The sequence below is a fragment of the Bradyrhizobium sp. WU425 genome (assembly GCF_021052305.1).
Lineage (GTDB): Bacteria > Pseudomonadota > Alphaproteobacteria > Rhizobiales > Xanthobacteraceae > Bradyrhizobium > Bradyrhizobium canariense_D.
Genome location: NZ_CP088089.1, coordinates 160617 through 180751, shown reverse-complemented (window position 1 = coordinate 180751; position 20135 = coordinate 160617). Strand labels below are relative to the sequence as shown.

Here is a 20135-nt window from a genome sequence, read left to right as displayed (position 1 = left end):
TAGGCAGCAAAAGTATAAGCGGTGTTGCGAGGCCGAATGTGATCGACGGCCGCGCTGTGGTCTTTCGGCAGATGGTGAACGTCGCGTTAGCCGGTCGGCCACCGGCCCCGTAGTTTCACGCAGTGCGGCCACTGCGTTCGAATGATGCGCGCGGCGTCATGGTGAATGGGTGGTTAGTGGTGTGTGGGGTGATGCCGCGCATGCATTACGTAGCCTGGATGGAGCGAAGCGCAATCCGGGGCCGCTGAACATGATGTGGCATCCCGGATTTCGCTGCGCTCCATCCGGGCTACGGGCCGGCGGCTACTTCGCGCGCTTTTGCTCGATCACGTCCCAGAGCTTTGCGGCAACGTCCGGTCCGCCGAGCCGCGCGATGGCGCGGATGCCGGTCGGCGAGGTCACGTTGATCTCGGTGAGGTTGCCGTTGATGACGTCGATGCCGACGAACAACAGCCCGCGCTCGCGGAGCGCCGGGCCGACGGTAGCGCAGATCTCGCGCTCGCGCGGCGTGAGCTCGGTCTCCTGCGCTGCGCCGCCGCGCACCATGTTGGAGCGGAGGTCGTCCGTGGCCGGCACGCGATTCACCGCGCCGGCGAACTCGCCATTGATCAGGATGATGCGCTTGTCGCCGTGCTTTACCTCGGGGATGAACTGCTGGATTACCCAGGCTTCCTTGAACGTCACGGAGAACATGTCGAACAGCGAGCCGAAATTCATGTCCTGCGGCATCACGCGGAACACCGCAGCGCCGCCATGGCCGTGCAGCGGCTTCATGACGACGGCGCCGTGCCTGTCGCGAAACGCGTTGATCTCGTCGAGATCGCGCGAGATCAGCGTCGGCGGCATCAGCTGCGGGAAGTTCATCACGAACAGCTTTTCCGGCGCGTTGCGCACCGATGCGGGGTCATTGACGACGAGTGTCTTCGGATGGATGCGTTCGAGAAGGTGCGTCGAGGTGATGTAGGCGAGGTCGAACGGCGGATCCTGGCGCAGCAACACCACGTCGAAGCTGTTGAGCGCCTCGCGCCTGGGTTCGCCCAGGGTGAAATGATTGCCGGGCTCGTCGCGCACGGTGAGCAGCTGAACCGGAGCGACGATCTCCTCGCCGACCATCGAGAGCTTGTCGGGCGTGTAATAGGACAGACCATGGCCGCGCTTCTGCGCCTCCAGGAGCAGCGCAAAGGTGGAATCGCCCTTGATGTTGATGCGGGCGATGGGGTCCATCTGGACGGCGACGTTCAGTTTCATGGTCTGCCTTTCAGGTCGAGGCGTCGAATGCCGCCAACACATGGCGTGGAAGTCGTTTCGGCGCAATCAGCATGGCATCGAATCGCATCTCAAATTCCGCATGCTCGGGATGCGCGACGAGCCAGCCTTGCGCGGCATCGATGATGCGCTGCTGCTGGCGCGGCGTCACGGCGAAGGCGGCGTCGTCCAGCGTCGCGCGCGCCTTGACCTCGACGAAGGCGATCAAATTGCGGCGGCGCGCCACGATGTCGATCTCGCCATGCGGCGTGCGGTAACGTTTGGCGAGGATGCGGTAGCCCTTGGCCATGAGATAGGCCGCGGCGCGGCTTTCCGCGGAGATGCCGGTGCGAAACGCGGCGACGCGCTCGGGCGAGGCGATTTTCGGTTCCGCCGGGGCCTCATTCTTCGCCATCGCCGCCCCGCAGATCTTTGGCAAGCTCGAGCGCGCGGGCATAGACCTCGCGGCGCGGCCGGCCCGAGAGCGCGACCGCATGCGCCACCGCATCCTTGACGCTGTTCGCGGCGAGCTGCTCGCGCAGAAGGTCGTCGAGCGCGTCCGATGTCAGCATCCCGGCATCCGCCGCAGGTGGAGCGATCACCAGCACGAATTCGCCGCGCGTCTCCAGCGTATCGGCATCGCGCGCCAGCTCACGCAGCGTCGCGCGCGAAATCTGCTCGTGCAGTTTGGTCAGCTCGCGGCAGATCGCGGCTTCCCGGGTCCCCATGATCTCGGCGAGCTCGGCGAGCGTGTCCTGCACGCGGTTGCCGGAATCGAACATCACCAGCGTCGCATCGATGCGCGCAAGCTCGGCCAGGCGCGACTTTCGCGCGGCGGATTTCGAAGGCAGAAAGCCTTCGAAGAAGAAGCGGTCGGTCGGCAGCGCTGCGACCGATAGCGCCGCCAGCACCGAGGACGGGCCGGGCAGCGCGTAGACCGCGTGGCCGGCGGCGCAGACCTCGCGCACCAGCTTGTAGCCGGGGTCCGAGATCAACGGCGTGCCGGCATCCGACACCAGCGCGATCGAACCACCCTGCGAAAGCCGCTCCAGGATCTTCGGACGGGCCGCTTCCGCGTTGTGCTCGTGGTATTGCTTGAGCTGCGCGGAGATGTCGTAGCGCTCGGTCAGACGCCGCGTGATGCGGGTGTCCTCGCAGGCGATGACATCGACCCCGGCGAGGGTCTGCAGCGCCCGCAGCGTGATGTCACCGAGATTGCCGATGGGGGTCGCGACCAGGTGCAGGCCAGGCGCGGCCTTCGGCGCGACAAGGCGATGGGCGTCGACGGAGAAACCGCGCGAGGCGGCCTCCGTCGTCTCAGGTGTGTTTGTCGGGGACGGCTTTGCGCGCATAATCAGACGAACTTAGGCATGATCCCCGGGGCTGGGAACCGGTCCCCGGAAAAAGATCGTGCCTGGGCGAGGCAAGGGGCGAGGCAGGACTGGAATGTGATCCATTCGGCATCACATTCCCCAGGGAATGAAGCGTCAGCGCCATATTCGCGGCGGAAACGCCGCCTTGATGCTGGGTGACGGACGGCGGACAGCTAGCCAGAACTTGAGAGGAAGCCGCGTTAAGCGGGCATTATCCTTTTGTTTGAGTTAACTATTTGCCGACAATATGCCTGAATCCATGGCCGGTGTCGTGGAAAGAATGTCGTGACCGGCTGGCGACGGTCGGTCGGAAGAGAAACTGTCATGACGGGCCCACGTGATCCCAGATCCTCCTTTTCGGAGGAGTCTCCCGTTCAGGGGCCCCTGATGTCAGGGGCGACGCGGCGAAGCGCGCTCGGTCTGTTGCTCGGCGCGCCGCTGCTGTCGGCCTGCGCCGGCGTGCAGCAGAGCCTGAGCCAGTTCTCCAATCCGTTCAGCAGTTCCTCCCCGCCTCCGGCCCAGCCGGCCGGCCCGCCGCAACAGGCGACGACCGCCGGCACCGGCGGGGTGAAGGTTGCCGTGATCCTGCCGTTGTCGGCATCTGGCAATGCCGGCCTTGCCGCGCAGTCGATGCGCAACGCCGCCGAGATGGCGCTGGCCGAGTTCCAGAATCCCAACATCCAGCTCCTGATCAAGGACGACAATGGCAGCCCGCAGGGCGCGCAGGCCAGTGCGCAGCAGGCGGTCGATGAGGGCGCCGAGATCATCCTGGGGCCGCTATTCGCGCAGTCGGTGCCTGCGGTGGCGCAGATCGCGCGCACGCGCGGCATCCCGGTGATGGCGTTCTCGACCGATTCCAGCATCGCCGGCCGCGGTGTCTATCTGCTGAGCTTCCTGCCGGAGTCCGACGTCAACCGCATCGTCGAATATTCCGCCAGCATCGGGAAGCGCTCCGTCGCCGTGCTCGTGCCCGACAATGCCTATGGCAATGTGGTCGAGGCCGCGGTGAAGGCGGCGGTGCCGCGCCGCGGAGGGCGCATCGTCGCGTTCGAGAAATACGGCGCCGATCGCGCCACGCCGGCCCGGACCGTGGCGCAGCAGCTCGGCAGCGCCGATGCGCTGTTCATCGCCGATGATGGCGACGCCGTCGTCTCGGTCGCCGATGCGATGAGCGCGGCGGGTGCGAATCTGCGCAATATCCAGCTGCTCGGCACCGGCCTGTGGGACAGTCCGCGCGTCTATGCCAGCTCCAACTTGCAAGGCGGCCTCTACGCCGCGCCGGACCCGGCCGGCTTCCGCGCCTTCTCCGGCCGCTATCGCACCAAATATGGCGCCGAGCCCGTGCGCACCGCCACGCTTGCCTATGATGCGGTCGCCCTGGTGGCCGCGCTGGCGCGTACGCAGGGCACGACGCGCTTTTCGTCGGACGTGCTCACCAATCCCTCCGGCTTTGCCGGCATCGACGGCCTGTTCCGCTTTCGCGCCGACGGCACCAATGAGCGGGGCTTGGCGGTGATGAAGGTCACGACCGGCGGCGGCGTTGCGGTCGCGGGCTCGCCGAAGAGCTTTGGGGCGTAGCTGTTTCCTCGACGTCGTCCTGGCTTTCGCCAGGACGACGATGGAGAGACTTTACGCCGCGAGATCCGCGACCACCGCGTCCAGCACCGGAAAACCGCTGCTCGTCACGCGCAGCCGTCCCGTTGCATCCACCGTGATTGCACCTTCTTCGCTCAGCAGCGTGATGCGCTTGGGATCGAGTGAGCGGCCGGAGAGCGCTTTGTAACGCTCGGGGTCGATGCCCTCGGCGAGGCGCAATCCCATAAGCAGGAATTCGTCGGCGCGCTCTTCGCTGTTGAGGAGATCGTCGGTGACGACGCCGTGGCCGTTGGTCTCGACCCGCATCAGCCAGGCTTCGGGGCGCTTCTCGGTGGCGGTCGCGTGCCTGATACCGTCGATGTCGAGGCGGCCATGGGCGCCGGGGCCGATGCCGGCATATTCTTCGCCGCGCCAGTAGACCAGATTGTGCCGGCACTCGGCGCCGCGCCGCGCGTGATTTGAAATCTCGTAGGCGGGCAGGCCGAGCCTGTCGCAGGTCTCCTGCGTGACGTCGTAGAGCGCGCGTGCGACCGCTTCATCCGGCGTCTTCAGCTTGCCGGCTTGATGTAGGCCGAAGAACGGCGTGCCTTCTTCGATCGTCAATTGATAGAGCGACAGATGCTCGGCCGCCTCGCCGATCGCGAGACGCAATTCATCGGCCCACATCGCGGGCGTCTGGTCGGGACGGGCGTAGATCAGGTCGAACGAATAGCGATCGAACGAGCGGCGCGCGATAGCGACGGCATCGAGGGCCTCGCGCGCGCTGTGCATGCGGCCGAGCGCTTTCAGCGAGGCATCGTCGAGCGCCTGCACGCCGAGCGAGACGCGGTTGACGCCGGCGGCGCGATAGCCGGCGAAGCGCGTAGCCTCGACGCTGGTCGGGTTTGCCTCCAGCGTGACTTCGACGTCTTTCGCCACGGTCCAGTGCTTGCCGATGGCGTCGAGCACAGCGCCGACGGTTGCAGGCTGCATGAGCGAGGGCGTACCGCCGCCGAGAAAGATCGAGGTGACTTCGCGTCCGGGCGCGCGCTCGGCGGTCGCAGCGATTTCGCGCGCGAATGCTGACGCAAACCGCGGCTCGTCGATCGGGGCGTGGCGAACGTGGCTGTTGAAGTCGCAATAGGGGCACTTCGACAGGCAGAACGGCCAGTGCACGTAGACGCCGAAGGCTTCCTTAGCGCGGCTCAAGGCAGATCTCCGCCAGTTTCACGAAGGCGCGGGCACGATGCGACAGGCCGAGACCGAGCGGCGGCAGGCCGTGCTTCTCGATGCTCTCCATCTCGCCGAAGGTGCGGCTATGGCCGTCGGGCAAAAACATCGGGTCGTAGCCGAAGCCGGCGGTGCCGCGCGGCGGCCACACCAGCGTGCCGTCGACGCGCCCCTCGACCTCTTCGAGATGATCGTCGGGCCATGCAACGCAGAGCGCGGAAACGAAGTGCGCCTTGCGTTTGGCCGGCGTGGTCGCGCCGCGCTCCTGCAACAGACGCTCGATCTGCGCCATCGCTGCGGCAAAATCCTTGTTCGGGCCGGCCCAGCGCGCCGAGTAGATGCCGGGCGCGCCGTCGAGCGCGTCGACCACGATGCCGGAATCATCGGCGAAAGACGGCAGCTTCGTTGCCTGCGCCGCCGCGATCGCCTTGATCGCGGCATTGCTGCGGAAATCGTTTCCGGTTTCTTCCGGCTCGGGAAGGCCGAGCTCGCCGGCCGACACTGCTTCGATGCCGTAAGGCGCGAGTAGCTCCTTCATCTCGGCGAGCTTGCCGGGATTATGGGTCGCGATAACCAGCTTTCCGGTGATTCGGCGGTGCATCGGGCTATTGACTACGCTACCGCCAGTTTCTGCAAGTCCACGAGACGCGCGACGCCCTTGCGCGCCAGCGCCATCAACGCCAGGAACTCGGCTTCCGTGAATGGCTCGCGTTCCGCGGTGCCCTGGACCTCGATGATGCGGCCATCGCCGGTCATGACGAAATTGGCGTCGGTGTCGGCTTCGGAGTCCTCGGCATAGTCGAGGTCGAGCACGGGCGTGCCCTTGTAGATGCCGCAGGAGATCGCGGCGACGTTGTCGCGCAACACATTGGCCTTGACCATGTTGCGCGCCTTCATCCAGCTGACGCAATCGGCGAGCGCGACCCAGGCACCGGTGATCGAGGCGGTGCGGGTGCCGCCGTCGGCCTGGAGCACGTCGCAATCGACCGTGATCTGGCGCTCACCGAGCGCTTCGAGATTGATGATGGTGCGAAGCGAGCGGCCGATCAGGCGCTGGATTTCGACGGTGCGGCCGCTCTGCTTTCCGGCGGAGGCCTCGCGGCGGGTGCGTTCCGAGGTCGCGCGCGGCAGCATGCCGTATTCGGCGGTGACCCAGCCGCGGCCCTGGCCCTTCAGCCATGGCGGCAGGCGGTCTTCCAGCGTGGCGGTGACCAGCACGTGGGTGTCGCCGAATTTCACCAGGCACGAGCCTTCCGCATATTTGACCACGCCGCGCTCCAGCGTCACGGGGCGCAATTCGTCGGGCGCACGGCGGCTTGGCCGCATGGGAAATCCTCCAAAACTCTCGGAAAAGGGCTGTTGGCGGTGCTTGTAGGGGGGTGAGGGTGGGCGGCAAGGGGGAAGATCGAGGCCTTCTTCACCCCCGATTTCCAATCCGCCAACGCCACGCTTGTCAGAAGCATCCGGGATAGACAAATTACCTGTGTCTTAGAGGAGTTACCGTCTGTGGCCCATCACGATCCGATCCATCTGATCGCGCCGCGCGCGGGCCTCGCCCAGCTCAACGAGCGTTCCCGCGACATCTTTCGTCAAATCGTCGAAAGCTATCTCGCGACCGGGGAGCCGGTGGGCTCGCGCAATATTTCGCGCCTGATTGCCATGCCGCTGTCGCCCGCCTCGGTCCGCAACGTCATGGCCGATCTGGAACAGCTCGGCCTGATCTACGCCCCGCACACCTCCGCCGGCCGATTGCCGACGGAACTCGGCCTGCGGTTCTTCGTCGATGCCCTGATGCAGGTCGGCGACCTCAATGACAGTGAACGGCAGGCGATCCAGAGCCAGTTGACCTCCGTCGGCCACGCGCAATCGGTGGAGGCTGCGCTCGAGGAGGCATTGACGCGGCTCTCCGGCCTGACCCGCGCGGCCGCGGTCGTGCTGACGCCGAAATCCAATGCGCGGCTGAAACATATCGAATTCGTCCGCTTGGAACCGGAAAAGGCATTGGTGATCCTGGTCGGCGAGGACGGGCAGGTCGAAAATCGCGTGTTGACGCTGCCGCCGGGAGTTCCATCCTCGGCGTTGACCGAAGCCGGCAACTTCCTCAATGCCCGCATTCGGGGCCGGACCCTGGCCGAGGCGCGGCTGGAGCTCGAGACCGCGCTCGGAGAGGCGCGCACCGAGCTCGATCAGCTGACGCACAAGGTGATCTCGGCCGGCATCGCCAGCTGGTCCGGCGGCGAGAACGAGGATCGCCAGCTCATCGTCCGCGGCCACGCCAATCTGCTCGAGGATTTGCATGCGCTGGAGGATCTCGAGCGCGTTCGCCTGCTGTTCGACGATCTCGAGACCAAGCGCGGCGTGATCGACCTGCTCGGCCGGGCCGAAACCGCGGAAGGCGTGCGGATCTTCATCGGCAGTGAGAACAAGCTGTTCTCGCTGTCGGGTTCGTCCACCATCATCTCGCCCTATCGGGACGCCGCCGGCCATATCGTCGGCGTTTTGGGCGTGATCGGGCCGACGCGGCTGAATTATGCCCGCGTGATCCCCACCGTGGACTACGCTGCCCGCATCGTCAGCCGGCTCCTGGGGGGCTGACCGGCGGCCGGGCCGATCACGGGCGCTTGATTTTCGCCGCCCGAAGCACGATATCCGGGCCAGAAATCCCCTGAGACGAATGCGAAAAGAGAGCCGATGACCGATCGAGACCGGCAACCCGAAGACACGAGTGCTGCGGCCGGCGAGCCCGTGGTGTCAAAACCCTACATCATGCCCGACGATCCCGAGCCCGGCTCCGTCGAGCTTCTGCAGAAGGAAGTCGCCGAGGCGCGCGACCGCATGCTGCGGACGCTGGCCGAAATGGAGAATTTGCGCAAGCGGACCACCAAGGAGGTCGCGGATGCCCGCCTCTACGGCATCACCGGCTTTGCCCGCGACGTGCTCGACATCGCCGACAACCTGCAGCGCGCGCTCGATGCCGTTCCGGCCGAAGCCCGTGCGGCGGCCGATGCAGGCCTCGCCTCGCTGATCGAGGGCGTCGAGCTGACTGAGCGCTCGCTGCTCAGCGCGCTGGAAAAACACGGCGTGAAGAAGTTCGACCCCTCGGGCCAGAAGTTCGACCCGAACTTCCAGCAGGCGATGTTCGAGGTGCCCGATGCGTCGGTGCCCGCAGGCACGGTCGTCCAGGTCATGCAGGCCGGCTACACCATCGGCGAGCGCGTGCTGCGTCCCGCCTTGGTCGGTGTCGCCAAGGGCGGCGCCAAGGCTGCGCCCGCTGCCAACAGCAACGAGCCGAACGGCGCGGCCAACTAAGTCGATCCTCATGGCGAGGAGGCGCGTCAGCGCCGTCTCGAACCATGCAGGCCGCGCTGCTGCAGCGCGGCCTGCATCCTTCGAGACGCGCGCGAAGAAGCGCGCTCCTCAGGCTGAGGGTCTTGCAGTTTTTTGACCGGGCCTACGCGCTCGCCGCGATATCCGCGGACTGAATCCGCTTCACGCCGGCCTTGGCCATGTCGGCCCAGGCTTTTGCCAGCGAACCCTGATTGTCGATGCCGCGGCAGGCGTCTTCCACCACATAGACCTCGAAGCCCGCCTTGCGCGCGTCGAGCGCGGTCCAGGCGACGCAGAAATCCGTCGCCAGCCCCGCGACGAAGACGCGCTTGATCTTGCGCGCCTTCAGATAGCCGGCGAGACCCGTCGAGGTCTTGCCGTCGGCTTCGAGGAAGGCCGAATAGCTGTCGACGTCCTTGTGAAAACCCTTGCGGATGATGAGCTCGGCGTGCGGGATCGCAAGGTCTTTCGACAGCGCGGCGCCGTCGGTGCCCTGCACGCAATGGTCGGGCCACAGCACCTGCTTGCCGTAGGGAAGATCGACGGTCTCGAACGGCTTCTTGCCGGCGTGGACTGACGCAAAGGAAATATGGCCTTGCGTGTGCCAGTCCTGCGTCATCACCACATTCGAAAATGCTTTCGAGATCTTGTTGATGACGGGCACCACCTGCTCGCCTTCCTTCACGGCAAGGCTGCCGCCGGGCAGGAAGCAGTTCTGCACGTCGATCACGAGCAGCGCGGATGCATCGTCCGGCTTGATCGATGCCGCTGCCAGAATTGCCGTGGGCGCGAGCGCCACGAGCGCGCTCGTCCCGAGCGCCGCCAAGACTTGTCGCCGATCCAGCATCATTCGCCTCCCTCCAGGATGAACTCAACGGAAGGGGAGCCTAGTTCCGTTCGTATACGAACAGAAGCCCGAAAATGCAGCCGGCTTTGGTGAGTGGTTGGGCTTGAGCCGCGGGTTCGGTGCACCTCTCCCGCTTGCGGATGCTGCTAGCCCTTCGGCTGGATGCCGTCGCGGACCGCGCGGAAGCGGGTGAAGGCGGCCGGCCATTGCTCGCGCGGGGCGCTGGCGATGATGCGCAGCGAGGCGCCGCCGCTGCTGAAGCGGATCCACTGCACCACGGTCACCGGCGTCTTGTCCTTGCCGCTGACGCCGTCGATCCGGGTCTCGAAACCCTGCTGGCCGCTGATGCGGATCGGCTCGGACATGGTGACGCGCGACTCGCGCACGCCGGGAATCTGGAGCGCCGCCTCCTGGGCGAAGCGGGCGCGGTCGTCGGCGGCTTGCGGGGTGGCGCCAATCACGCCGAGGATGATAAACGGCTTCGATTCATAGCCGGAGCTCTCGTCGCCGTCGGCCAGGATGATACTCGAGCCCGGCGCCAGCGTGCGGACGTCCTTGAAGTCGGCGAGATCGGTGATCTTGAACGGCATCAGTGCGATCTGCTCTTCGGCCGAGACCTGCTTCCGGGTGACGACGCTCGCGAACATCTGCCGCACCGCCTCGTCGGTGTAGATCTTGATCGCATTCTCCGGAATCTGCACCGCGACGTAGCCGGAGAAGCCGGCGCCCGGCACGATCATCGAATAGCGCCGCACTGGCGTCTCGCCCGCCTTGCCGCTCTCCGTGGTGAAATAGGCCACGCCCGCGGGCGTCTCGATCTTGTCCTGCTTGACGCCGTTGGTGCCGGCCGGGTTGGAGTTGAAGGCGCTCACGACCTCGCCATAGGCGGCCGGCGGCAGCTCCGTGATCAGCACCTTGACGTTGCCGTCCTCGCTCTCGAAGCCGGGAAAGGTCTTGGCCGTGCTGAGGCCGACCAATGGCACCATGCCGAGGCGCAAGCCGGGTGGGAAAACGGCGTCGGCGGCCAGAGCCGGAAGCGTAGAGGCGACGAGGAGGGCGAGCGCGGCGAGGGGGCGGATCAGCTTCATGGGCACTCTGATTGGTTCACATTGAGGCCGTTCGATGGTGGCCAGCCGGCCGCTTTGTCGCGCGAGGCAGCCCGAGGACGAGCCCGGCCGGCTGCCCGCCTTTTAACGGTTTTGGTCTGGCCGCAACAGGGCGGGGCGGGATGCGGTAGCGGATGCCGGCCAATCGCGGACCTGTTAATAATTCCTCACCCGCAAGGGCGGTGCAGCCCGGATATGTTCTTCCAAAACCCAATGTTTTCACGGCCGAAACTTGCGTTCGGTCCTTGCAGGCACCTCCCCCCCTCCTATATGACCCCCAACCATCGCAATATCGCGAATGTTTGATCTTAGGGGGTTTCGGTTCGGGTGCCTTCTGGGCCCAGCCAGCCTGCCGCAAAAACAAGGATACAGGACCATGGGAAAGGTCATCGGGATCGACCTCGGCACCACGAATTCGTGCGTCGCCGTAATGGATGGCAAGAACGCCAAAGTCATCGAGAATTCCGAAGGCATGCGCACGACGCCTTCGATCGTCGCCGTGACGGACGACGGTGAGCGCCTCGTCGGCCAGCCGGCCAAGCGCCAGGCCGTCACCAATCCCGAGCGCACGTTCTTCGCAGTGAAGCGCCTGATCGGCCGCCGCTACGACGACCCGATGGTCGAGAAGGACAAGAAGCTCGTTCCGTACAAGATCGTGAAGGCTTCCAACGGCGACGCCTGGGTCGAGGCCGACGGCCAGACCTACTCGCCCTCGCAGGTCTCGGCGTTCATCTTGCAGAAGATGAAGGAGACCGCGGAAGCCCATCTCGGCCAGAAGGTCGACCAGGCCGTCATCACCGTGCCCGCCTACTTCAACGACGCCCAGCGCCAGGCGACCAAGGACGCCGGCAAGATCGCGGGCCTTGAAGTGCTGCGCATCATCAACGAGCCGACCGCGGCCGCGCTCGCCTACGGCCTCGACAAGACAAAGGCCGGTACGATCGCCGTGTACGATCTCGGCGGCGGCACGTTCGATATCTCGATTCTAGAAATCGGCGACGGCGTGTTCGAGGTGAAGTCGACCAACGGCGACACCTTCCTCGGCGGCGAAGACTTCGACATGCGCCTGGTCGGCTATCTCGCCGACGAATTCCAGAAGGAGCAGGGCATCAACCTGCGCAACGACAAGCTCGCGTTGCAGCGCCTGAAGGAAGCCGCCGAAAAGGCCAAGATCGAGCTGTCGTCGACGACGCAGACCGAGATCAACCTGCCCTTCATCACCGCGGACCAGACCGGCCCGAAGCATCTGACGATGAAGCTCACCCGCGCCAAGTTCGAGGCGCTGGTCGATGATCTCGTTCAGAAGACCGTCGAGCCCTGCCGCAAGGCGCTGAAGGATGCCGGCCTCACCGCCGCCGAGATCGGCGAAGTGGTGCTGGTCGGCGGCATGTCGCGCATGCCGAAAGTCCAGGAAGTCGTGAAGCAGCTGTTCGGCAAGGAGCCGCATAAGGGCGTCAACCCGGACGAAGTCGTGGCGATCGGCGCCGCGATCCAGGCCGGCGTGCTTCAGGGCGACGTCAAGGACGTGCTGCTGCTCGACGTGACCCCGCTGTCGCTGGGCATCGAGACTCTGGGCGGCGTGTTCACCCGCATCATCGACCGCAACACCACGATCCCGACCAAGAAGAGCCAGGTGTTCTCGACCGCCGAGGACAGTCAGAACGCGGTCACCATCCGCGTCTTCCAGGGCGAGCGTGAAATGGCGGCCGACAACAAGATGCTCGGCCAGTTCGACCTGATGGGCATTCCGCCGGCCCCGCGCGGCATGCCGCAGATCGAGGTGACGTTCGACATCGACGCCAACGGCATCGTCAACGTCTCGGCCAAGGACAAGGCCACGTCCAAGGAGCAGCAGATCCGCATCCAGGCCTCCGGCGGTCTATCGGAAGCCGACATCGAGAAGATGGTCAAGGACGCCGAGGCCAATGCCGAGGCGGACAAGAAGCGCCGCGAGGCCGTGACTGCCAAGAACGACGCGGATGGACTGGTGCATTCGACCGAGAAGGCACTGGCCGAGCACGGTTCGAAGGTCGCCGAGACCGAGCGCCGCGCCATCGAGGATTCCGTCAGCGACCTCAAGGAAGCGCTGAAGGGCGACGATGCCGAAGCGATCAAGGCCAAGACCCAAACGCTGGCCCAGGCTTCGATGAAGCTCGGCGAGGCCATGTACAAGCAGCAGGCCGAAGCCGACGCCAAGAAGGATGCGGCCAAGGACGACGTCGTCGACGCGGAATTCACCGAAGTCGACGACGACAAGACCAACAAGAAGTCCGCCTGAACCCCGCGAGGGTGATGATGCGGACGGCTTGGACCCCACACGCGCCAACGGCCTCCTCCCTCGCGGGGGAGGCCATCGTGTCGGGCTCGACGGGCCAAGACTCTTTGAAAATCGGCTCTGTTAAATTCGGGCCCGTTGCGATCGATCAATTCCCAGCCGTTATTCTGAACACTGCCGTGCAATCCTCTGCCGCGAGGCCGAAGGCTGCCTATATCGTTGCATGGCGACGTTGCGTCGCTCCGACTTGAATCGCGATCGGATAGACTGAGCTCATCATGTCCACGTCCACCAAGCGCTGCTACTACGAAACCCTCGAAGTCGAACGCGATGCCGACGATTCCGCGCTGAAATCGTCGTTCCGCAAGCTGGCGATGAAGTTTCACCCCGACCGCAATCCGGGGGACAACACCAGCGAAGTCAAGTTCAAGGAAATCAACGAGGCCTACGAGGTCCTGAAAGACAAGGACAAGCGCGCTGCCTATGACCGTTACGGCCATGCCGCCTTCGAGCAGGGCGGGGGCGGTGGTGCCGGTTTCGGTGCGGGCTTCGCCTCCTCCTTTTCCGACATTTTCGAAGATCTGTTCGGCATGGCCGGACAGCGCGGGGGCCGTGGCGGCCGCGAGCGCGGCGCCGACCTGCGCTACAACATGGAAATCACGCTCGAGGAAGCTTTTGGCGGCAAGACCGCGCAGATCGAGATCCCGGTCTCGGTCACTTGCGAGGCCTGTTCGGGCATCGGGGCCAGGGCCGGCACCAAGCCGAAGACCTGCTCGACCTGCGGCGGCGCCGGACGCGTACGGCAGTCGCAGGGCTTCTTCACGCTGGAGCGCACCTGTCCGGGCTGCCAGGGCCGCGGCCAGATGATCGAGGACGCCTGCCCGTCCTGCTCGGGTCAGGGGCGCGTCACCCGCGAGCGGACGCTGTCGGTCAACATTCCCCCCGGCGTGGAGGACGGCACCAGGATCAGACTCGCCGGCGAGGGCGAGGCCGGGGTCCGCGGCGGTCCGCCTGGGGACCTCTACATCTTCCTGTCGCTGGCCCAGCACCAGTTCTTCCAGCGCGACGGCGCCGATCTGCATTGTCGTGTGCCGATCTCGATGGTGACGGCGGCGCTTGGCGGCGAGTTCGAGGTGCCGACCATCGACAAGGGCAAGACCAAGGTGAAGGTCCCCGCGGGGACCCAGTCTAGCCGCCGATTCCGCATCGCATCAAAAGGCATGCCGGTGCTGCGCTCGCGCCAGATGGGCGACATGTACGTTCAGGTCGTGGTCGAAACCCCGCAAAATCTCACCAAGAAACAGCAGGAATTGCTGGCCGAGTTCGAAAAACTCTCCTCCGGCAACACCCAGCCGGAATCCGAGGGTTTCTTCACCAAGGTCAAGGATTTCTTCGGTAATCGCGCGAGTTGACGCGTCTTGACCGTGCCGCCTTCGGCCTATACGTCTTTATGACCATTTTCTGACACGCCGCGGTCACGCGGTCCCGGCCGGTCCCGACATGCCATTGCCATCGTCCGCGCGTGCGTTGAAGAAGCCCCGTCTCGATGACGAGGTGCGTTTTCTCCGGTCATGGATCGAAAAGCCTCTCCACATGGGCGCAGTGATGCCGTCGGGCAAGCTGCTGGCCCGGACAATGGCCCATTACGTCGACGTCAATTCGGACTCACCGGTGGTCGAGCTCGGGCCCGGCACCGGCGCCATCACCTCGGCCCTGGTCGAGCGCGGCGTCGACCAGAAGCGTCTCGTCCTCGTCGAATACAATCCAGGCTTCTGCGCCCTGCTGCGCGACCGCTATCCGCAGGCCAAGGTGGTGCAGGGCGATGCCTATCGTCTGCGCGACACCCTGTGGAACGTGCTGAGCGCGCCGGCCTCCGCGGTCGTCTCCGGCCTGCCGCTGGTCACAAAACCGATGCTGACGCGGCTGCGGCTCATCCGCGACGCCTTCACGGCCCTGGCGCCCGGTGCGCCCTTCGTCCAGTTCACCTATGCGGTGGTGCCGCCGATTCCGAAATCGCTGCCCGGCGTGTCCACAGAGGCCTCCGAACGGATCTGGATGAACCTTCCGCCGGCCCGCGTCTGGGTGTATCGCAAGGACTAATTCCGCCGGCATTCCTGTTTGCGTGGCGGTCTCGTTTCGCCGAACGCATGGAAGCGGATGTCCGCACCGAAAATTCTGATCATTCCCGGCTCCCTGCGCACCGGCTCGCAAAATGCGAAGCTGGCAGCGGTCGCTGCCTATGCATTCGATCAGGCCGGTGTCGACGTCACCCGGATCTCGCTCGCCGATTTTCCGCTGCCGATTTATGACGGCGACCTGCAGGCCAAATCCGGTGTGCCGAAGCACGCGATCAATCTCAAGCGCATGATCGGCGCGCATCATGGCGTGTTGATCGTCTCGCCCGAATACAACGCCTCGGTGCCGCCGCTGCTGAAGAACGCGATCGACTGGGTCAGCCGCGTGCATGAGCTGCACGAGCCGCGCGGCGAGGTGTTCCGCAACCGCGTCTTCGCGCTCGCCGGCGCCTCGCAGAGCCGGCTTGGCGCGGCTCGCGCGCTGCAGGCGTTGCGGCTGATCCTGACCTCCTGCCACGCCAATGTGATTGCCAGCCAGCTGACGCTCGCCTTTGCCGACCAGGCCTATGACGATATGGACAGGCTGAAGCACGAGGGCGATATCGCCGCGTTGAAGGAACTGGTGCGGCAGTTGATCGACGTTTCCCAACGCATGATGTGAGGTGACATGACGCCAGCCGAGATTGCCCCGAAAGACCGCCTGATCGTCGCGCTCGATCTGCCCAGCGTTGATGCCGCGGAAGCTATGGTCAACCGGCTCGGCGACAGCGTCACCTTCTACAAGATCGGCTATCGGCTCGCTTATGCCGGCGGCTTGCCGCTGGTCGGCAAGCTCGCCGACCAGGGCAAGAAGGTCTTTCTCGATCTCAAGCTGCACGACATCGGCAACACCGTGGCGCAGGGCGTCGACAGCATCACAAGGCTCGGCGCGACCTTCCTCACCGTGCACGCTTATCCGCAGACCATGAAGGGTGCCGTCGAAGGTCGCGGCAGCTCGAACCTGAAGATCCTCGCCGTCACTGTTCTGACGTCCTACAACGAGGACGATCTGCACGCGGCAGGCTTCCGGCTCGGCGTCTCCGAGCTCGTCGAAGCGCGCGCGCAGCAGGCGCAGGTGCTCGGCATCGACGGGCTGGTATCGTCGCCCGAGGAAGTCGGAGCCTTGCGCAAGATCGTCGGCCACCAGATGAGCCTCGTCACCCCCGGCATCCGGCCGGCGGGCGCCGCGAGCGGCGACCAGAAACGCATCATGACGCCGGGCCGCGCGATTGCGGCCGGCGCGGATTATCTCGTGGTCGGGCGGCCGGTGGTGGAAGCCACGGACTCCAGGGCGATCGCCGAGGCCATCCAGGCCGAGATCGCGCAAGCGCTCGGCTAACTACCAACACAGGGAGAAGAACAATGGCAAAAGGCTACTGGATCGGACGCGTCGACGTGAGCAGTGACGAGGGCTACAAGCCCTATGCCGTCGCCAATGGTCCGATCTTCAAGAAATGGGGTGGCCGCTTCGTCGTCCGCGCCGGCAAGTTCACCACCGTCGAAGGCGCCAGCCGCACCCGCAATGTCGTGATCGAATTCCCGGACTACGAGACCGCGATCGCCTGCTACAACTCGCCGGAATACCAGGCCAACATCAAGGTGCGCCAGCCGCACTCCGTCGCCGACCTCATCGTCATCGAGGGCTATGACGGCCCGCAACCGTCAGACGGCTGAGGCGCGAACTCCTCTTATTACTCTTGCCGAAATGCTCGGCCTGCATGGTTCGCCCGGCGATGCAGAGCATCGTCCGGAACGCCCGCCTTGCGGGCTCCTCACCATGAGGGTCTGATATCTTGCCGCAAGACGCGACCTCATCCTGAGGGCCGCCACAGGCGGGCGTCTCGAAGGATGGCCGCAGGCGACCTGCCCCTAATCCCCCTCGGTTGCCGGAACTGCATCCCCCCGCTACAACGGCCGTGAGAGGATCGCACCATGTCCGATATGCGCTTGATCGTTGCTGGAGCCGGCGGCCGGATGGGCCGGGCGCTGACGCGGGCGATTGCCGAGACCAAAGGCGCGGTGCTGGCCGGCGCGCTGGAGGCGCCGGGCTCGGAGCTGCTCGGCAAGGATGCCGGCGTGCTGGCAGGTCTGCCGGCCAATGGCATCAAACTCTCCGGCGATCTCTGGGCGATGTCGAAGGACGCCGACGGCATTCTGGATTTCACCGTGCCCGCGGCGACCCTCGCCAATGTCGCGATCGCCGCCGAGCGCGGCCTCGTGCACGTGGTCGGAACGACCGGCCTGTCGGGCTCCGACAACGCCGTGATCAAGAGCGTCACCAACCGCGCCGTCGTGGTGCAGTCCGGCAATATGAGCCTGGGTGTCAATCTGCTTGCCGCTGTGGTCAAGCGAGTCGCCAAGGCGCTCGACGAGAGCTTCGACATCGAGATCGTCGAGACCCATCACCGCATGAAGATCGACGCGCCCTCGGGCACGGCACTGATGCTGGGCCAGGCCGCAGCTAGCGGCCGCGGCATCGCGCTCGACGAGCATGCAGACCGCGGCCGCGACGGCATCACCGGCGCACGCAAGCCCGGCGACATCGGCTTTGCGTCGTTGCGCGGCGGCACCGCGGCCGGCGATCACAGCGTGAGCTTCCTCGGCGCGTTCGAGCGCCTGACGCTGTCGCATCACGCGGAGGATCGCATGCTGTTCGCCCACGGCGCGCTGAAAGCCGCGCTCTGGGCGCATGGCAAGAAGCCGGGGCACTACTCCATGGCCGACGTACTCGGCCTGTCCGACATCTGAACGAAGCATGATCCGGAAAAGTGTGAAGCGGTTTTCCGACAAGATCATGCTTAAACAACGAACGAAACGGAAAAGCAGTCGATGAGCGAACGTCTTCTCGTGCTGGTGCGGCACGGCCAGAGCGAATGGAATCTGAAGAACCTCTTCACGGGCTGGAAGGATCCTGATCTCACCGAGCTCGGCGTCAAGGAAGCCTCGGAAGCCGGCCGCAAGCTGAAGGCGCAGGGTCTCGTGTTCGACGTTGCATACACCTCGGTCTTGACGCGCGCACAGCACACGCTCGATCTCATTCTCGGCGAGCTCGACCAGAAGGGCCTGTCGACGACGAAGAACCTCGCGCTGAACGAGCGCGACTATGGCGATCTCTCCGGTCTCAACAAGGATGACGCCCGCAAGAAATGGGGCGAGGACCAGGTGCTGATCTGGCGCCGCTCCTACGACGTGCCGCCGCCCGGTGGCGAAAGCCTGAAGGACACGCTGGCGCGCGCGCTGCCGTATTACGTGCAGGAGATCCTGCCCGGCGTGCTCAACGGCAAGCGCACATTGGTCGCGGCTCACGGCAATTCGCTGCGCGCGCTGATCATGGTGCTGGAAAAGCTCTCGCCCGAAGGCATTTTGAAGCGCGAGCTCGCCACCGGCGTGCCGATCATCTACCGGCTCAATGCGGATTCGACGGTGGCATCGAAGCTGGATCTGGCGGGATAAAGACGTTCGCGCGCGACTGAGTCCCGCCAAGCACTCGGTGTCGTCCTGGCTTTCGCCAGGACGACTAAGTGGGGCAGTTTACGCGTGGCAACTCTTACTGCAGCCCCAGCTGCCCGGCCTCCCAGCCCAGCATCGCCTGCTTGCGAGTGATGCCCCAGTGGTAGCCGGTGAGCGTGCCGCTCTTGCCGAGCGCGCGGTGGCAGGGCACGACGAAGGACACCGGGTTCTTGCCGACGGCGGCGCCGACGGCGCGTGACGCTTTCGGGCTGTTGATGTTGCAGGCGATGTCCGAATAGGACACCGCGCGGCCCATCGGGATCTTCAGCAAGGTCTCCCACACCCGCACCTCGAAATCGGTACCGATCATCACCACGCGCAGCGGCTGGTCCGGCCGCCAGAGTTTTGTGTCGAAGATGCGCTGCGCCAATGGTGCGGTACCTTCGTGATCCTCGACGTAAGTTGCGTTCCGCCATCGCCGCGTCATATCGGCAAGCGCCACCTGTTCCTCACCGGGATCGGCGAAAGCGAGTCCCGACAATCCGCGATCGGTCGCGATCACGATCGCGGTGCCGAACGGTGAGTGATGGAAGCCGTAGCGCAAGGTGAGGCCGGCGCCGCCGTTCTTCCATTCGCCCGGCGACATCGCCTCATGGGTGACGAAGAGATCGTGCAGCCGGCCCGGACCCGACAAACCGGAGTCAAGCGCGGCGTCGAGGATACTCGCCGAATCCCTGAGCAAGCCCTTGGCGTGATCGAGCGTGAGCGCCTGCATAAAAGCCTTCGGCGTGATCGAGGCCCAGCGGCGGAACAGATGGTGCAGCTCGTCCGGGGTGACGCCGGCCGCATCCGCCATCGCCTCGATGGTCGGCTGCGTGCGCCATTTTTCGGAGATGAAGGCGATCGCCCGGCGCACGGAATCATAGTCGCGCATCGCGGCGTTCTGGGAGCCCGGCCCGGCCAGGCGCTGGTCATGTATCGCGAGTGTCATCATGCCTGGAAATGTAGGAGGGGGCGGGGTACGAAACCACCCGATTTCCGATCCGCAAATCAGGTCACCGGATTGTAGGTCGGACCGCGCCTGGCGGCATTTAAGGCCTCAACCAAACCCTTGTAGAAACTTGCCTTTTCGTCCGGCCCCAGGAAGCGGGCGATCTGGATCTGGTGACCTCGCGAGATCAGATAGAGGTGCTCGATGCCAAAATCCTCGTCGATTTCCATGTCGAGTCGAACCCAGAGCGGATTGAAGGTCCATTCGACGACCTGGCCATGCTGGCTGACGCGCCGCACGCGCAATTCAGATGGCGTGACCACGATCTCCTCGCTGGCCCGCGCCGCACGGAAATTGGCCTTGAAAGCCCACCAGATCACCAGCACGTCGAGGCCGAAAAAGCCGAACACCGGCCAGGCGCCCATCATCAGGAAGACGAGGCCGGTGACGAAGCTGACGGCGCTCAGGAACAGCATCACGGCGAGGAAGCCGGTGCGGTTCAGCGAGCGGTGCGGCGTCAGGCGCGCGGAAAAGATCTGAGGCTCAGCCTCGCTTGCAGATCGTTCGCGCTCAATTTCATTGCCTGTGCTCATCGTCCCTCA

21 protein-coding genes are annotated in these 20135 nt (G+C 65.2%); 11 read left to right on the top strand and 10 right to left on the bottom strand.

Going from position 1 to position 20135, the window contains the following annotated elements; genetic code table 11:
* Positions 1-303 precede the first annotated feature (303 nt).
* From gshB to rsmI, 3 genes are read right to left on the bottom strand one after another with little or no spacing between them, the layout of a single operon-like run.
* Complete coding sequence (gshB, locus tag BcanWU425_RS00825; protein WP_204512932.1) at positions 304-1248, bottom strand: glutathione synthase; 945 nt, start codon at positions 1246-1248, stop codon at positions 304-306.
* 10 nt (positions 1249-1258) lie between these two features.
* Positions 1259-1660, bottom strand: coding sequence for a YraN family protein (locus BcanWU425_RS00820; RefSeq protein ID WP_085349269.1), 402 nt, complete (start codon positions 1658-1660; stop codon positions 1259-1261).
* A complete protein-coding gene (gene rsmI / locus BcanWU425_RS00815; RefSeq protein WP_085359543.1) occupies positions 1647-2597 on the bottom strand; it encodes a 16S rRNA (cytidine(1402)-2'-O)-methyltransferase in 951 nt (316 codons plus the stop codon). The genes BcanWU425_RS00820 and rsmI overlap by 14 nt, the downstream gene beginning before the upstream one ends.
* A gap of 345 nt (positions 2598-2942) precedes the next feature.
* On the opposite strand from rsmI, the gene BcanWU425_RS00810 reads away from it, so the two are divergent.
* Complete coding sequence (locus tag BcanWU425_RS00810) at positions 2943-4196, top strand: penicillin-binding protein activator (protein ID WP_026233852.1); 1254 nt, start codon at positions 2943-2945, stop codon at positions 4194-4196.
* A gap of 51 nt (positions 4197-4247) precedes the next feature.
* Here the strand turns inward: BcanWU425_RS00810 and hemW are convergent, their stop codons facing one another.
* Genes hemW through rph form a run of 3 tightly spaced genes read right to left on the bottom strand, consistent with a single transcriptional unit; the run spans position 4248 to position 6749 of the window.
* A complete protein-coding gene (gene hemW, locus BcanWU425_RS00805) occupies positions 4248-5402 on the bottom strand; it encodes a radical SAM family heme chaperone HemW (RefSeq protein WP_018459610.1) in 1155 nt (384 codons plus the stop codon).
* The gene (gene rdgB / locus BcanWU425_RS00800; RefSeq protein WP_018459609.1) at positions 5389-6024 is read right to left on the bottom strand and encodes an RdgB/HAM1 family non-canonical purine NTP pyrophosphatase; all 636 of its coding nucleotides are present in this window, start codon (positions 6022-6024) and stop codon (positions 5389-5391) included. Before rdgB ends, hemW begins: the two co-directional genes overlap by 14 nt.
* Positions 6025-6035: 11 nt before the next feature.
* Positions 6036-6749 (bottom strand): ribonuclease PH, encoded by a 714-nt coding sequence (gene rph, locus BcanWU425_RS00795; RefSeq protein WP_007598482.1) that lies wholly within the window; start codon positions 6747-6749, stop codon positions 6036-6038.
* 180 nt (positions 6750-6929) lie between these two features.
* On the opposite strand from rph, the gene hrcA reads away from it, so the two are divergent.
* Positions 6930-8018, top strand: coding sequence for a heat-inducible transcriptional repressor HrcA (hrcA, locus tag BcanWU425_RS00790; RefSeq protein ID WP_007598483.1), 1089 nt, complete (start codon positions 6930-6932; stop codon positions 8016-8018).
* 96 nt (positions 8019-8114) lie between these two features.
* Positions 8115-8732, top strand: a complete 618-nt coding sequence (grpE, locus tag BcanWU425_RS00785) for a nucleotide exchange factor GrpE (protein ID WP_085349936.1) — start codon at positions 8115-8117, stop codon at positions 8730-8732.
* A 142-nt stretch (positions 8733-8874) separates the two neighbouring features.
* Here the strand turns inward: grpE and pncA are convergent, their stop codons facing one another.
* Positions 8875-9597: a bifunctional nicotinamidase/pyrazinamidase gene (gene pncA / locus BcanWU425_RS00780; RefSeq protein WP_026233851.1), complete on the bottom strand. Its 723-nt coding sequence runs from the start codon at positions 9595-9597 to the stop codon at positions 8875-8877.
* 146 nt (positions 9598-9743) lie between these two features.
* Positions 9744-10685, bottom strand: coding sequence for a hypothetical protein (locus BcanWU425_RS00775; RefSeq protein ID WP_018459606.1), 942 nt, complete (start codon positions 10683-10685; stop codon positions 9744-9746).
* Positions 10686-11079: 394 nt separating this feature from the next.
* Here BcanWU425_RS00775 and dnaK point away from each other — a divergent pair, with 394 nt between their 5' ends.
* The 8 genes from dnaK to BcanWU425_RS00735 all read left to right on the top strand — a co-directional run bounded on the left by dnaK (position 11080) and on the right by BcanWU425_RS00735 (position 18545).
* Positions 11080-12981, top strand: coding sequence for a molecular chaperone DnaK (gene dnaK / locus BcanWU425_RS00770; RefSeq protein ID WP_204512933.1), 1902 nt, complete (start codon positions 11080-11082; stop codon positions 12979-12981).
* 275 nt (positions 12982-13256) lie between these two features.
* Entirely contained in the window at positions 13257-14390 is a 1134-nt protein-coding gene (dnaJ, locus tag BcanWU425_RS00765) for a molecular chaperone DnaJ (RefSeq protein ID WP_085349934.1), read from the top strand.
* 88 nt (positions 14391-14478) lie between these two features.
* Complete coding sequence (locus BcanWU425_RS00760) at positions 14479-15078, top strand: class I SAM-dependent methyltransferase (protein WP_085349933.1); 600 nt, start codon at positions 14479-14481, stop codon at positions 15076-15078.
* A gap of 57 nt (positions 15079-15135) precedes the next feature.
* Positions 15136-15714, top strand: coding sequence for an NADPH-dependent FMN reductase (locus BcanWU425_RS00755; RefSeq protein ID WP_026233850.1), 579 nt, complete (start codon positions 15136-15138; stop codon positions 15712-15714).
* 6 nt (positions 15715-15720) lie between these two features.
* Complete coding sequence (gene pyrF / locus BcanWU425_RS00750) at positions 15721-16431, top strand: orotidine-5'-phosphate decarboxylase (protein WP_018459602.1); 711 nt, start codon at positions 15721-15723, stop codon at positions 16429-16431.
* 23 nt (positions 16432-16454) lie between these two features.
* Positions 16455-16766 carry a DUF1330 domain-containing protein gene (locus BcanWU425_RS00745; protein ID WP_018459601.1) on the top strand — a complete coding sequence of 104 codons (312 nt, stop codon included), beginning with the start codon at positions 16455-16457 and terminating at the stop codon, positions 16764-16766.
* A 258-nt stretch (positions 16767-17024) separates the two neighbouring features.
* Complete coding sequence (gene dapB, locus BcanWU425_RS00740) at positions 17025-17840, top strand: 4-hydroxy-tetrahydrodipicolinate reductase (protein WP_018459600.1); 816 nt, start codon at positions 17025-17027, stop codon at positions 17838-17840.
* A gap of 81 nt (positions 17841-17921) precedes the next feature.
* Positions 17922-18545, top strand: coding sequence for a 2,3-bisphosphoglycerate-dependent phosphoglycerate mutase (locus BcanWU425_RS00735; protein ID WP_018459599.1), 624 nt, complete (start codon positions 17922-17924; stop codon positions 18543-18545).
* A gap of 94 nt (positions 18546-18639) precedes the next feature.
* Here the strand turns inward: BcanWU425_RS00735 and BcanWU425_RS00730 are convergent, their stop codons facing one another.
* Both BcanWU425_RS00730 and BcanWU425_RS00725 read right to left on the bottom strand, forming a co-directional pair.
* The gene (locus BcanWU425_RS00730; RefSeq protein WP_018459598.1) at positions 18640-19536 is read right to left on the bottom strand and encodes a methylated-DNA--[protein]-cysteine S-methyltransferase; all 897 of its coding nucleotides are present in this window, start codon (positions 19534-19536) and stop codon (positions 18640-18642) included.
* A gap of 56 nt (positions 19537-19592) precedes the next feature.
* Positions 19593-20126, bottom strand: coding sequence for a DUF2244 domain-containing protein (locus BcanWU425_RS00725; RefSeq protein WP_018459597.1), 534 nt, complete (start codon positions 20124-20126; stop codon positions 19593-19595).
* Positions 20127-20135 lie beyond the last annotated feature (9 nt).

Coding starts and splice junctions, on each gene's coding strand:
- gshB (WP_204512932.1), bottom strand. CDS start 1,248: ATGAAACTGAACGTCGCCGTCCAGATGGACCCCATCGCCCGCATCAAC.
- BcanWU425_RS00820 (WP_085349269.1), bottom strand. CDS start 1,660: ATGGCGAAGAATGAGGCCCCGGCGGAACCGAAAATCGCCTCGCCCGAG.
- rsmI (WP_085359543.1), bottom strand. CDS start 2,597: ATGCGCGCAAAGCCGTCCCCGACAAACACACCTGAGACGACGGAGGCC.
- BcanWU425_RS00810 (WP_026233852.1), top strand. CDS start 2,943: ATGACGGGCCCACGTGATCCCAGATCCTCCTTTTCGGAGGAGTCTCCC.
- rdgB (WP_018459609.1), bottom strand. CDS start 6,024: ATGCACCGCCGAATCACCGGAAAGCTGGTTATCGCGACCCATAATCCC.
- rph (WP_007598482.1), bottom strand. CDS start 6,749: ATGCGGCCAAGCCGCCGTGCGCCCGACGAATTGCGCCCCGTGACGCTG.
- grpE (WP_085349936.1), top strand. CDS start 8,115: ATGACCGATCGAGACCGGCAACCCGAAGACACGAGTGCTGCGGCCGGC.
- pncA (WP_026233851.1), bottom strand. CDS start 9,597: ATGCTGGATCGGCGACAAGTCTTGGCGGCGCTCGGGACGAGCGCGCTC.
- BcanWU425_RS00775 (WP_018459606.1), bottom strand. CDS start 10,685: ATGAAGCTGATCCGCCCCCTCGCCGCGCTCGCCCTCCTCGTCGCCTCT.
- dnaK (WP_204512933.1), top strand. CDS start 11,080: ATGGGAAAGGTCATCGGGATCGACCTCGGCACCACGAATTCGTGCGTC.
- dnaJ (WP_085349934.1), top strand. CDS start 13,257: ATGTCCACGTCCACCAAGCGCTGCTACTACGAAACCCTCGAAGTCGAA.
- BcanWU425_RS00760 (WP_085349933.1), top strand. CDS start 14,479: ATGCCATTGCCATCGTCCGCGCGTGCGTTGAAGAAGCCCCGTCTCGAT.
- BcanWU425_RS00755 (WP_026233850.1), top strand. CDS start 15,136: ATGTCCGCACCGAAAATTCTGATCATTCCCGGCTCCCTGCGCACCGGC.
- pyrF (WP_018459602.1), top strand. CDS start 15,721: ATGACGCCAGCCGAGATTGCCCCGAAAGACCGCCTGATCGTCGCGCTC.
- BcanWU425_RS00745 (WP_018459601.1), top strand. CDS start 16,455: ATGGCAAAAGGCTACTGGATCGGACGCGTCGACGTGAGCAGTGACGAG.
- dapB (WP_018459600.1), top strand. CDS start 17,025: ATGTCCGATATGCGCTTGATCGTTGCTGGAGCCGGCGGCCGGATGGGC.
- BcanWU425_RS00735 (WP_018459599.1), top strand. CDS start 17,922: ATGAGCGAACGTCTTCTCGTGCTGGTGCGGCACGGCCAGAGCGAATGG.
- BcanWU425_RS00730 (WP_018459598.1), bottom strand. CDS start 19,536: ATGATGACACTCGCGATACATGACCAGCGCCTGGCCGGGCCGGGCTCC.
- BcanWU425_RS00725 (WP_018459597.1), bottom strand. CDS start 20,126: ATGAGCACAGGCAATGAAATTGAGCGCGAACGATCTGCAAGCGAGGCT.